Genomic DNA, 11,355 nt, shown 5'->3' on the forward strand with positions numbered 1-11,355 from the left:
AGGGGTCGTCGCCCATGCCGCGCTACACCCTGCGCCTCGACCTGCCCCAGGTCGAATCGGACCTCCGGCCCGCAGCCGCGCGCGGTGCGTTCCTCGCCGCCGAGTACGTTCTCGGCGAGTCTCAGGCCGTCGTCCCGCTGGACGAGGCCGCCCTGTCCCGCTCAGGGACGGCATCGGTCGATGAGGCGTCGCTGACGGGTGCGGTCTCGTACGACACCCCCTACGCCGTCGTTCAGCACGAGCGGCTCGACTTCCGGCACGCGCCGGGGCGGCAGGCGAAGTACCTGGAGCAGCCCCTGTTCCAGGCCCGCCAGCAGGTCGCTGCGATCGTCGCCGCTGAGCTCCGGCGGGCGATGCGATGACGTACACCGTCGACCTGGTCGAAGGTCTCGCCGACCTGCTGACCGCAGAGGCCCTCGGCGTCTACCGGCCGGACTCCCCGCTCGTCCCGACCGAGACCGCGATCGTCCTCGGGGTGATGCCCGAGGACCCCGACCGGGTGCTCTGCCTCACGGCGTACCCGGTCGAGGACACGGACCTCACGGACGCGATCACCGCGGTGCAGATCCGGATCCGGGCGGGGCCCGACCCGCGCGCCGCCGACCGCCTGGCCGACCAGCTCTTCGGGCTCCTGCACGAGCGGCGGTCCTACCGCCTCCGAGGCGTGTACGTCGCCCTGTCTTGGCGCGAGTCGCAGGCGTGGATTGGCCAGGACGTCCACGGCCGCATGGAGCTCACTGCGAATTACTACCTCCGGACCACCCGGCCGGGTCCCTTCCTGAACGAGTAGGAGCAGCACATGTCCACACCCACAGAGCAGACCGCGCTCGCCCGCCGGTGGCGCACCCAGATCAACATGGCCGCCGCCGGGGACACCCCGGACTGGCAGACCCTCATGGGCGTCACGGACTTCAAGCCCCCGGCGCCGGACCCGAACATCGAGGACTCCAGCGACTACGAGTCCGCCGGCTGGAACGGGAACACGAAGACCGCGCAGGGCTGGGAACTCGGCTTCAAGATCAACCGGAAGACGAACGATCAGGTCAAGGTCTTCCACCCGACGCACGAGAAGCTCCGCGCGGCTGCCTGGGGCTGGGGCAGCAACAGCACGGCCCACCTGCGATGGTTCGACCGCGACGGTCTCCCCGAGGCGTACGAGGGCAAGGGCATCGTGAAGTGGGAGGCCAGCGGGGGCGAGCACACGGCCTTGGAGCAGGTCGACATCACGATCACCGGTGACGGCGCCCTGCTCCTCATCGACAACCCGCTCGCCTGATGGCCGGGTTCGAGGCGTTGGACGCCTTCCTCGACGACCATCTGGAGCTCCCGGTCGAGGGCCGGGACGGGACGACGCGTACGTACCGGATCGAGGACCCGTCCGCCGAGGACGGTCTCAAGGTGGAGAAGATCACGACGCTCGCGGCCCGGCTGGTCGCGGGCGGCGCCGCACCGACCGACTCCGGCCTGGACGACCAGGAGGAGATCGACCTCTACCGGCTCTGTCTGGGCGACACCTACGAGGTGCTGGCCGCCGAGGTGTCGTGGTCCCGCTTCAAGCACGCGGCGTTGACGGCGATGATGTGGATCACAGCTGACCGGGAGACCGCCGAGCAGTACTGGGCTTCGGGCGCTGGCCTGGGAAAAGCGCCGAATCGCGCGGCACGCAGGCAGCAGGCCGGGCGCGGCTCCTCGGCAAAGGCTGCGGCGACTACGACCCGGAAACGGGCCTCTACGAGTGGTACGAAGGCGGCGTCCCGGCCCAGAAAGACCAAGGCCGCGGCGCCGGACCAGAGCTGACCTGGCACAGCCTCCTGGAGCAATGGGCTCTGATCGAGGCCGACTTCCAGCAGACCTATGGTCTCGACCTCTCCACCCCAAGCCTGATGCAGACCAGGACCTGGCGGTGGATGCGGGTCCGCATCTACGGGCTCCTCTCCGCTGAGACCCGAATCAACCGGCACTTCGCGCCTCCTGAGCGCTCTTCCTGAGGAGGCCCCTGTGGCGCTGTCCATCGGCGAGCTGGTTGGCTACATCCGGCTCGACGGTGGACAGGTCCGCCCTGCCCTCCAGCAGGCGGAGCGCTCGCTCCGTACGTCCGGCGAGCGGATGGGCGATGACGCCGAGGAGGCCGGCCAGCGGGCAGGCTCGGCCCTCGGGGAAGGGCTGGCTCGCGCGGTCAACGAGTCGGTCCGGGACGGCCGCAGTCGGCTCGTGGCCACCGCGCACGAGTCCGGTGACGCGGCAGGGGAAGCACTCGGCGCCGCCCTGGAGAACGGAGCCCGCCAGGCTGGCACCGACGCCGGGGACACGCTGGGCGAGGGGCTGACCCGCGCGGTCGATGGGTCGATCCGGGACGGCCGCGGCCGGTTCGTCTCGGCTGCCCGCCAGTCTGGCGCCGCAGCCGGAGACGCCCTCGGCGAGGCCCTGGAGGACGGTGCGCGCGAAGGCGCCGACGACGCGGTGGACGCCGCCGAGGGAGGCCTCTCCCGGCTCCAGACCATCGCAGCCGGCGCGGGCGTAGCTGCCGGTGGCGCGCTCATGGTCGGTCTCTCCGAGTACCTCGACCAGTCCACGATCCTGGGCGAGCTGGAGGGAAAGCTCGGCGCGACTCCGGCGATCGCCCAGCGGTACGGCAAGGCCGCCGGACGGCTCTTCGCGTCCGCGATGGTCGAGGACTTTCAGACTGCCGCCGACACCATGGCCGCGATCTCGCAGGCTGGGTTCGTCCCCCCGGAGACGACGGAGCGACAGCTCGCCCGGATCGGCGAACGCATCGCCGTCACCGCCCGCACTCTCGGCGAGGAAGTGGCGGGCGTCACGGCCACGGTCGGCAAAATGATCAAAACCGGCATGGCCAAGGATGCCGATCAGGCGATGGATATCCTCGTCAAGGCCCAGCAGAGGGGCCTGAATGCGTCTGAGGATCTCCTCGACACGTTCGACGAGTACAGCACCCAATTCCGTAAGGTTGGAATTGACGGCCCGATGGCTATGGGGCTGGTCTCTCAGGCTCTCGCGGGTGGTGCACGTGACACAGATATCGCGGCCGACGCCATCAAGGAATTCTCGCTTCTGTCGATCGACGGGAGCGCGGGTGCGGTCGCAGCGTATAAAACCTTGGGTCTCAGCTCGAAGAAGATGATCGCCACTCTGGCGGCGGGGGGACCCGGCGCCACCAAGGCGATGGACACGATCTTCGACAAGATCCGAGGGCTGAAAGACCCCGTCGATAAAAACACTGTCGCCATTGGACTTTTCGGAACCAAGTTCGAGGATCTTGGCGCCGCTTTCGACTATATGGATCCCTCGGCCGCCATTGCTGAATTTGGCGCGTTCAAGGGGTCGGTAGACGCCGCTGGAAAGGCGATCTCTGATTCCGCCGGTGTGCGCGTAGAGCGATTCAAGCGTGCCATCAGCCAGGGCATCGTGAACGTGATCGGCGCCCAGGCCATTCCGGCGATGATGAAATTCGGTGGGTGGGCGCAGAAGAATTCCGGCACGCTGAAGGTGGTCGCGGGCGTGGCCGCGGGCGTCCTCGTCCCCGCGCTGGTGCTCATGGGCGTGACGGCGACAGTGCGCGGCGCCCAGGTCGCGGCGGGCTGGGTGACGTCGGGGGCCGCGTCGCTGGGCTCGGCCGGAACTCAGGTCGCCGCCGGGGCTCGTGTGGTGGGCACGTGGCTGCTGATGGGCGGCCGGGCGGTGGTCTCTGCTGCTGGCGTGGTCGGCGGGTGGGTGGCGACCGGCGTGGCGGCTGCGGGCTCCGCTGCCGCGCAGGTGCTTGCTGGCGCGCGCGTGGTCGGCGCCTGGCTGCTGATGGGTGCACAGTCGCTGATCCAGGGGGCGCGGATGGCCGCCGCCTGGGTCATCGGGATGGGTCCCGTCGGCTGGGTCATCGCGGTCCTGGTCGGGCTGGGCCTGCTGATCTGGAAGAACTGGGACAAGATCACCAAATGGACCGGTCAGGCATGGGACTGGATCTGGGGAAAGATCAAGGCGGTCGGCGTCTCGATCGTCACCACGGTCGCCGGATTCATCGCGGGCGCCCTCCAGAAGTGGGACGGCCTACAGCGCGGCGTAGCCACGAAGACGATTGCCCTGATCGGCTTCGTGACCGGACTCCCCGGGCGTATCTCCCGAGGCATCGGCAGCCTGAACAGTCTTCTGCTCCAGAAGGGCCGGAACGTCGTCCAGGGGTTGTGGCAGGGCATCCAGTCCATGGGCGGCTGGATCAAATCGCAGATCATGTCGTGGGCGACGTCAGTCATCCCGGGGCCGATTGCGAAGGCGCTCGGGATCGCCTCGCCGTCGAAGGTCACGAAGGCGCAGGGGCGGTGGATTGCGCGCGGCCTGGTCGACGGGCTCACCGGCTCGGCAGCCCAGGTCAGGGCGGCGACGGCGAAGATCGCGGACATCGTCACGGACAGCCTCAAGCCGGGGAAGACCCGGTCGCGGGCGCTCGGACGGATCAGTGCCGACAGCAAGAAGCTGATCGCGCTGGCCAACCGCGAGGCGACCGTCGCGGCACGGCTGAAGACCGCGCAGAAGCAGCTCGCCGACCAGATCGCCGCTCGGGACAAGCTGGCCGCAGACGTGAAGAAGGGGGTCCTCGACAGCGCGAACATCACGTCGATGGAGGGAGCGTCCTCCGCCGACTCGATCATCCAGACCCTCGCGGCTCGGGTCTCGCAGGCGCAGACTTTCGCGGCCCAGCTCGCGGCCCTGACGAAGAAGGGTATCCGGGCCGACCTGGTGGCGCAGATCGCGTCCGCCGGGGTGGATCAGGGGGCGGCGGCTGCGGCGACCCTGGCCAGCGCGTCGAGCAGCCAGGTCAAGCAGCTCAACTCCACCCAGGCCGCGCTCGTCACGGCAGCCGGCAAGGCCGGGTCGACGGCGGGGAACGCGATGTACGGCGCGGGCATCAACGCCGCGCAGGGCCTGGTGAAGGGCCTCCAGAGCCAGCAGAAGGCGATCGAGCGGCAGATGCTCACGATCGCCAAGGGCATGACCAAGGCCATCCGGCAGGCCCTCGGGATCAAGTCGCCTTCGCGGGTTATGGCGGCCATCGGTCGGTTCATCCCGCGCGGTCTCGTCCAGGGCATCGACGGCAGCCGGTCCATCGTGGACCGGTCGATGGCCGGACTCGTTGACCCGTCCGCGGTCCTTACGCCGGCCGGCCTCGGAGCGGCTGGTGCAGCTGGTCAGGCCGGATCGACCAGCCCGACCAGCTCCACAAGCATTCCACGCACGATCATCGAGATCCGCTCCTCCGGATCGCGGCGCGACGACCAGCTCCTCGAGGAGCTCCGTGCCGCCATCAAAATCCGGGGTGGCGACGTCCAGCTGGTGCTCGCCGGCAAGAAGGCATCGTAGGAAGGGGTCCGTAGTGGCGTACCCGGAAGACCCACTCGATCTGCGCGGCGAGCTGCTGCTCGGTGGCACGTGGGTGGACATCACCTCGCGGATGTACACCCGGGAACCCGTGCGGATCGTGCACGGCACGGCGCCCGGGGCTTCACAGGCCGACCCCGCGTCCTGCTCGGTCCTCCTCAACAACGACGGAGGAGCGCTCTCTCCTCGGAACCCCATGGGCCCGTACTACGGACTGCTCGGCAGGAACACGCCGATCCGGCTCACGTTGCCGGCCGACGAGTCATGGCTCCGCCTCGATGGCGGGTACACGTCCACCCCGCACAGCACCGGCCTCACCATCCCGGGCGACTTCGATGTCCGAGTGGAGGCGACGCTCGACGACTGGCGGAGGACCGACCGCGGGATCGTCCTCGCGGGGAAGTGGTCATTTCCCCTAGGGCGGTACTGCTGGCGACTCATCGTCAACACCTACGGGGGCCTGTCCCTCTCGTGGTCGAGCACCGGCACGGCTGCGGGGGCGCTCGCTGCGGACATGCTCACCAGCGTTCCGGTCCCGGTCGACGGGCGGCTGTGCGTCCGCGCGGTGCTCGACGTCAACAACGGTGCTGGTGGGTGGACCGCGACCTTCTACACGGCGCCGGTGATGGCTGGACCGTGGACACAGCTCGGCACGGCCGTCACCGGCGCCGGGGTGACCTCCGTCGGTGCGGCCGACGTACCGCTGACCGTCGGAATGGTCGGCTCCTCCACCAGCGGTGCGTTTGTACCGGTGTCGGGCAGGGTGCACCGCGTCGAGGTGCGGTCGGGGATCGGCGGAACCCTGCTCGCCGCGCCGGATTTCACCACCCTCGTGCACGGGGCGAGCGGGACTACGGACAGTGCGGGAAGGGTGTGGTCCCTCGTCGGTGCCGCTGTGATCGAGCGCCGCGAAGGGCTCTTCGCCGGTGAGGTGTCGTCCTGGCCGCCACGGTGGACCGGTGCCGGGTACGACGCATGGGTGCCGATCCAGGCCGCGGGCATTCTCCGGCGCCTGGGTCAAGGCCGCCGACCTCTCGAATCGCCGATCCGTCGGCGGCTCATGGGGGCGGCGTCCCTGATGGCGTATTGGCCGATGGAGGAGGGAGCCGACGCGCAGCAGATCTACTCACCTCTGCTCGGGGTCCGGCCGCTGGCGACGTCGGGGCTTCAGCTGGCGGCGGACGACAGCCTCCCGGGGTCAGCGCCGCTGCCCACGCTCGGCGCCTCCGCGTCCATCTCGGGGAGCATCCCGGGCTCCACGACGCCGGGGTGGCAGGTCGAGATGGTCTACCGCCTCCCGGCCGTACCCTCACTTCAGGCCGAGGTACTACGGGTCGGCGTGACCGGCTCCACAATGAGGTCCGCCCACGTCTACGCGTCCTCAGCCGGTATCCGGGTGGAAGGACGCGACGGCGACGGCGCCATCGTCGGCTTCTTCGTCGTCACCGCCCCAGCAGCAGTCGCCGACTTCGCGGGCCGGTGGAACCGGCTCACCCTCTTCGTCACCGACGCCGGCTCGGGCCAGACCTACCTCACCGCAGCCTGGCGGGACCTCGCGGACGGCTCCTGGTGGGGCGCTGCGACGGTCTACACGGGAACAATGGGCATCGCGACGAGCGTGACGGGGACCTGGGGATCGTCGATGCAGGGCATGGCGCTCGGCCATCTCTCCGCCGTAGCCGTGCCGGGGGCCGGAATCTCGACTCCCGGATCGACCCTCTACTCGGGCGCGGACCGAGGGTTCGTGGGCGAGACCGCAATCACCCGGACTCGACGTCTGGCCGAGGAGGAGCCGGCGCTACGCCTCAGCGCCCGGCACGCACCCGGGGCGACGTCCGAAGCGCTCGGCCCGCAGGGGCGCGTGCAGCTGCTCGACCTGCTCGCCGAGGTGGGGGAGACAGACGGTGGAATCCTGGCCGAGCGGATGGACCAGCTGGGCCTCGTCTACCGGGCACGGAACACGCTGTACAACCAGGCCCCGGCGCTCACGCTCGACTATGCGGTGGGCGAGGTCTCCGCGCCGCTGGAGCCCACCGACGACGACGACGGCCTCACGAATGACATGACGGTGACGCGCGCCGGCGGCGGCTCCGGGCGATCCGTCGCCACGACCGGGCCGCTCTCGACCGCTTCGCCCGAGACCGGTGGGGTGGGCGTCTACGAGCAGGCGATCACCCTCTCACTCGGCTCCGACGCGCAGACCGAGCAAATCGCCTCGTGGCTGGTGCACTTGGGTACCTGGGACGAGGCCCGCTACCCGAGCGTACGCGTAGAACTCCACCGGCACCCGGGGCTCATCCCCGCTGCGATGCGGCTGCGCCCCGGACACCTGGTCCGGATCGTGAACCCCCCGCTCTACACCGGCCCGGGACCTCTCGACCTGATCGTGCGCCAGATCCAGCACGAACCGACCCCGCGCACCTGGGTTCTGACGCTGGTCTGTGCCCCGGCTGGCCCGTACCGGGTTGGGGTGTACGACGACCCTGTACGCGGCCGGTACGACACCGGCGGGTCACAACTCGCCTCCACGGCCACGCCGACGTCCGGGACCCTCTCGGTCGCCTACACAGACGGCGTCCGCTGGATCACCACCGCCAGCCATCCCGGTCACTTCCCCTTCGACATCACAGTCGGTGGAGAGCGGATGACGGTGACCGCGATCAGTGCCGCCGTGTCGCCGCAGATCTTCTCGGTCATCCGGTCCGTCAATGGGGTCAGCAAGACCCACGTCGTCGGCGCCGCCGTGCGGCTTGCCGATCCCACTGTCTACGCACTGTAGGAGGGCGTATCCATGCCGGACACTCGTTTCGCCGGGGAGGCGTTGGTCGCCGCGACCGAGAACGCGCGCGCCCCTTTCACCTTGTCGTTCACCGCGACCAACACGGACACCCCGCTCGGCGGCACCACGGCCGAGGCCGTCTGGATCACCACCCCGAGCATCACCTTCCGGGCTGGCCGCGCCTACAGGGTCACCGTCAAAGGCCTTCTCCAGTTGTCTGCCGCCGCCACCGAGGCCCAAGTGCGGGTGCGAAAAGGCGTGTTGGGAGGCTTGCTGATCTACGACTCATGGCGAATTCCGTCGCCCGGCGCCTCCAACTACGGCATCGAGCTGTCCTCGATCTTCACCAACGCCACCGCGTCGAGCATCACCACCACAGTGGTCGGGAGCGTCGCCCGCGCGTCCGGCACGGGGACCGTCCTTATGGCCGCCTCGGTTACGTCACCCGCCTACCTGCATTTCGAGGACCTCGGCCCCGCCAGCGACTTCACCGGGGCCGTCGCTCTCACCTGACCGCCCCTCTACCGCCGCCCTGGGTCATCCGGCCCAGGGCTTCTTCATGCCCGCGGAGGGCTCATGCCGATCACACTGCCCAAGTACCCGGCGACCAACGATGAGCTACTCATTCGTGTGTCCAGCCTCGACGCAGACGTGCAGCTCACCTACACCGTCCGCCCCGACCAGATCGACACTTGGACCGACCAGGACCTCCTGGACAAGGTCGCCGCACTGCGGGCCGCCGTGCGCGGCCTGCTTCCGGAGCGCGTGGACCTCCAGGTCAACATCTTCTGGAACCGGAGCGGCCAGACGTCGGTTCTGCACGACGTCGAGACCACCACGGCGGCCAGCTGATGGCTGCCCCACTGTCCGCTGACGCCCTGCTCCTGGCCCTCCGCTCGGAGGGCCTCCGGGTGGTTGAGTACAAGAGCTGGCGCACCCACAACCGCGAGGGCCACGGCCTCTGGGGGCCCGTGCACGGCGTGATGATCCATCACACCGTCACCTCGGGCACCGCGAGTTCGGTGGAGCTCTGCTACGCCGGGCACTCCGAGCTCCCCGGGCCGCTCTGCCACGGCGTCATCGACAAGGAGGGCACGGTCCACATGGTGGGCCACGGCCGCGCCAACCACGCCGGGCTCGGCGACGACGACGTACTGCGCGCGGTTATCACCGAGGCGGCGCTCCCCGCCGACAACGAGGCGAACACGGACGGCAACGCCCGTTTCTACGGCTTCGAGTGCGTCAACCTCGGCGACGGCAAGGACCCGTGGCCTGCTGAGCAGCTGCTCGCGATCGAGCGCGTCTCGGCCGCGATCTGCCGGGCGCACGACTGGGAGGCGGACTCGGTCATAGGGCACCTGGAGTGGCAGCCGGGGAAGGTCGATCCGCGCGGCTTCACGATGCCCTCGATGCGCACCCGGGTCGCGGCCCGGCTTGAGACGAAGCCGCCCAGCAAGCCGACCGTGCCCCCCACTCCTACCGCCCCGTCGAAGGGAACCCCCGCCGTGGCGACCACGGACAGCAGGGTCGCAGCCCTGCACACCAACCTGACCGCGATCGGCGAGATCGGCACCAGCGCGACCGGCACCAAGTCCGGCCGGGTCGAGCACGCCGCCGGCTACTACCTCGCCCACATCCTCGACGAGGTCCGCCAGCTGCGGGCCGACGTCGCCGCACTCACGAAGGAGTCCTGACCATGTCTGAGCCCCTCCGCCACCCTGCGACCGAGCACCTGCTCCGCTACTTCGACACGGCCCACCTGCCCGAGCACCTCCGGGCGGTGAGCGCCCCCTGCGGCGACCTCGCCCGCCAGCTGGGGGACGCGCTCCCGGACGGCCCCGAGCTGTCCGCCGGGCTCCGCAAGCTGCTGGAGGCGAAGGACTGCTTCGTCCGTGCCGCCGTCGACGCGGCCGCCCGGGAGGAGTAGCCGTGTCCGTGAACCCGACCACCGATCCGCAACTGGCCCACCGCCTCTTCGACCCGCAGGCGCAAACCCTGATCAACGAGTACTTCGCGGCCCGCGCCGCCGCCCACCCGCCCGTCCCGGAGACCTTCCGGGGACCGAACTACCGGAAGGACAACTGATGTCCGAGACCCGCTTCCCCCTGTCGGCCACCGAGACCGTCATCAAGACGGCGAAGACCTATGCCCGCGACCTCGCGGAGCGCACCCTCGCCACCGCGGTGGTCGCGGCCGGTGGTGTCGCCATCGCGGCCGGGCCCGCCGACATGTTCCACGCGTCGTTCTGGGAGACGATGGCCGCCGCCGGGATCGCCGCCGCGGGGACCCTGCTCAAGGGTGTGGCCGCGCGGGCGTTCGGCACGAAGAACAGCGCGTCCCTCGCCAAGGGGGTCTGATGCGGGCCGCCTTGTGGCGGCACCTCCAGTGGCGTGGCCTCGCCCTGGCCGGGACCGGCGCCGCCTGGGTGGTCGTCGGTCTCGGCCTACTCCTCACCGACCGGCCCGCCGTCCGCGCCGGGGCCGGACCGCTCATCGACCTCATGTGCATCCAGGGCTGGGGCGGAGTGTGGATCGGCTGCGGGATCCTCGCCCTGGCGGCGGGGTTGCGCCGCCCCGGCCGGGACGTCGTGGGGTTCGCCGCGGTCGCCGGACCGCCCGCCTGGTGGGCACTCGCCTACCTCGCGGCAGCGGTCAGCGGCCGGTACCCACCCGGCTGGGCCACCGTCCCCGTGTACGCGGTCATCCTGCTGCTGCTGGCCATCGTCGCCGCACTCACGGGGAGGGATCGGCGTATCTGCACGTGCGAGAGAGGGGGGCGATGTGGGCAGTGAAGGCACCGTGCTCGGCGTCATCGCCTCGGTGATCGGCGGTCTGGCCGCGATCCTCGTGGCGCGGATCTCCAGGCCGGACCCCGGGCAGGACGAAGACGGGGCCGGCGCTGGGGACGAGCTGAAGGTGTCCCCGGAGATCTGGCAGCGGTTCGAGCGGTTGGAGCGGAAAGTCGACCACCTGACCGCGCTCGTCGAGACGAAGAAGGCCGAGGTGTCCGCGCTGGAGAAGATGCTCCGCTCCGCGATGCGGATCGTCCGCCGCCAGCAGCGCCGCCTCCGCGCGCACGGCGAACGCCCCGAGGAAGTGCCGCTGGAGCTCATCCCCTACAGCATCGACTGACCACCACGCCCCCGTCTGGCCACCTCGGCCGGGCGGGGGTCTTTTTCATGGGTAACG

At 70.0% G+C, this 11,355-nt stretch carries 14 protein-coding genes; all 14 read left to right on the top strand.

What is annotated here, in order from left to right:
* Positions 1-14: 14 nt before the first annotated feature.
* The 14 genes from PZB77_RS15515 to PZB77_RS15580 all read left to right on the top strand — a co-directional run bounded on the left by PZB77_RS15515 (position 15) and on the right by PZB77_RS15580 (position 11,298).
* Entirely contained in the window at positions 15-362 is a 348-nt protein-coding gene (locus PZB77_RS15515; protein WP_275493193.1) for a hypothetical protein, read from the top strand.
* Positions 359-790, top strand: coding sequence for a minor capsid protein (locus PZB77_RS15520; RefSeq protein ID WP_275493194.1), 432 nt, complete (start codon positions 359-361; stop codon positions 788-790). Before PZB77_RS15515 ends, PZB77_RS15520 begins: the two co-directional genes overlap by 4 nt.
* Positions 791-799: 9 nt before the next feature.
* Positions 800-1,276 (top strand): hypothetical protein, encoded by a 477-nt coding sequence (locus tag PZB77_RS15525; protein WP_275493195.1) that lies wholly within the window; start codon positions 800-802, stop codon positions 1,274-1,276.
* Entirely contained in the window at positions 1,276-1,797 is a 522-nt protein-coding gene (locus tag PZB77_RS15530; RefSeq protein ID WP_275493196.1) for a hypothetical protein, read from the top strand. Before PZB77_RS15525 ends, PZB77_RS15530 begins: the two co-directional genes overlap by 1 nt.
* A gap of 201 nt (positions 1,798-1,998) precedes the next feature.
* Positions 1,999-5,370, top strand: coding sequence for a phage tail tape measure protein (locus PZB77_RS15535; RefSeq protein WP_275493197.1), 3,372 nt, complete (start codon positions 1,999-2,001; stop codon positions 5,368-5,370).
* A gap of 13 nt (positions 5,371-5,383) precedes the next feature.
* Entirely contained in the window at positions 5,384-8,167 is a 2,784-nt protein-coding gene (locus tag PZB77_RS15540) for a hypothetical protein (RefSeq protein ID WP_275493198.1), read from the top strand.
* A 12-nt stretch (positions 8,168-8,179) separates the two neighbouring features.
* The gene (locus PZB77_RS15545; RefSeq protein ID WP_275493199.1) at positions 8,180-8,680 is read left to right on the top strand and encodes a hypothetical protein; all 501 of its coding nucleotides are present in this window, start codon (positions 8,180-8,182) and stop codon (positions 8,678-8,680) included.
* A 63-nt stretch (positions 8,681-8,743) separates the two neighbouring features.
* On the top strand, positions 8,744-9,019 hold the full coding sequence (locus PZB77_RS15550) for a hypothetical protein (RefSeq protein ID WP_275493200.1): 276 nt from the start codon (positions 8,744-8,746) through the stop codon (positions 9,017-9,019).
* Complete coding sequence (locus PZB77_RS15555; RefSeq protein ID WP_275493201.1) at positions 9,019-9,861, top strand: N-acetylmuramoyl-L-alanine amidase; 843 nt, start codon at positions 9,019-9,021, stop codon at positions 9,859-9,861. Before PZB77_RS15550 ends, PZB77_RS15555 begins: the two co-directional genes overlap by 1 nt.
* 2 nt (positions 9,862-9,863) lie before the next feature.
* Entirely contained in the window at positions 9,864-10,094 is a 231-nt protein-coding gene (locus PZB77_RS15560; protein ID WP_275493202.1) for a hypothetical protein, read from the top strand.
* A 2-nt stretch (positions 10,095-10,096) separates the two neighbouring features.
* On the top strand, positions 10,097-10,252 hold the full coding sequence (locus PZB77_RS15565; RefSeq protein WP_275493203.1) for a hypothetical protein: 156 nt from the start codon (positions 10,097-10,099) through the stop codon (positions 10,250-10,252).
* Positions 10,252-10,524: a hypothetical protein gene (locus tag PZB77_RS15570; protein WP_275493204.1), complete on the top strand. Its 273-nt coding sequence runs from the start codon at positions 10,252-10,254 to the stop codon at positions 10,522-10,524. The genes PZB77_RS15565 and PZB77_RS15570 overlap by 1 nt, the downstream gene beginning before the upstream one ends.
* Positions 10,524-10,958 (top strand): hypothetical protein, encoded by a 435-nt coding sequence (locus PZB77_RS15575; RefSeq protein ID WP_275493205.1) that lies wholly within the window; start codon positions 10,524-10,526, stop codon positions 10,956-10,958. The genes PZB77_RS15570 and PZB77_RS15575 overlap by 1 nt, the downstream gene beginning before the upstream one ends.
* Positions 10,948-11,298 carry a hypothetical protein gene (locus PZB77_RS15580; protein WP_275493206.1) on the top strand — a complete coding sequence of 117 codons (351 nt, stop codon included), beginning with the start codon at positions 10,948-10,950 and terminating at the stop codon, positions 11,296-11,298. Before PZB77_RS15575 ends, PZB77_RS15580 begins: the two co-directional genes overlap by 11 nt.
* The last annotated feature ends 57 nt before the right edge of the window (positions 11,299-11,355 follow it).

Origin of the sequence: Streptomyces sp. AM 2-1-1, assembly GCF_029167645.1 — a bacterium.
In the GTDB taxonomy this organism is placed as follows: Bacteria; Actinomycetota; Actinomycetes; order Streptomycetales; family Streptomycetaceae; genus Streptomyces.

Coding starts and splice junctions, on each gene's coding strand:
- PZB77_RS15560 (WP_275493202.1), top strand. CDS start 9,864: ATGTCTGAGCCCCTCCGCCACCCTGCGACCGAGCACCTGCTCCGCTAC.
- PZB77_RS15520 (WP_275493194.1), top strand. CDS start 359: ATGACGTACACCGTCGACCTGGTCGAAGGTCTCGCCGACCTGCTGACC.
- PZB77_RS15545 (WP_275493199.1), top strand. CDS start 8,180: ATGCCGGACACTCGTTTCGCCGGGGAGGCGTTGGTCGCCGCGACCGAG.
- PZB77_RS15550 (WP_275493200.1), top strand. CDS start 8,744: ATGCCGATCACACTGCCCAAGTACCCGGCGACCAACGATGAGCTACTC.
- PZB77_RS15570 (WP_275493204.1), top strand. CDS start 10,252: ATGTCCGAGACCCGCTTCCCCCTGTCGGCCACCGAGACCGTCATCAAG.
- PZB77_RS15530 (WP_275493196.1), top strand. CDS start 1,276: ATGGCCGGGTTCGAGGCGTTGGACGCCTTCCTCGACGACCATCTGGAG.
- PZB77_RS15515 (WP_275493193.1), top strand. CDS start 15: ATGCCGCGCTACACCCTGCGCCTCGACCTGCCCCAGGTCGAATCGGAC.
- PZB77_RS15555 (WP_275493201.1), top strand. CDS start 9,019: ATGGCTGCCCCACTGTCCGCTGACGCCCTGCTCCTGGCCCTCCGCTCG.
- PZB77_RS15575 (WP_275493205.1), top strand. CDS start 10,524: ATGCGGGCCGCCTTGTGGCGGCACCTCCAGTGGCGTGGCCTCGCCCTG.
- PZB77_RS15525 (WP_275493195.1), top strand. CDS start 800: ATGTCCACACCCACAGAGCAGACCGCGCTCGCCCGCCGGTGGCGCACC.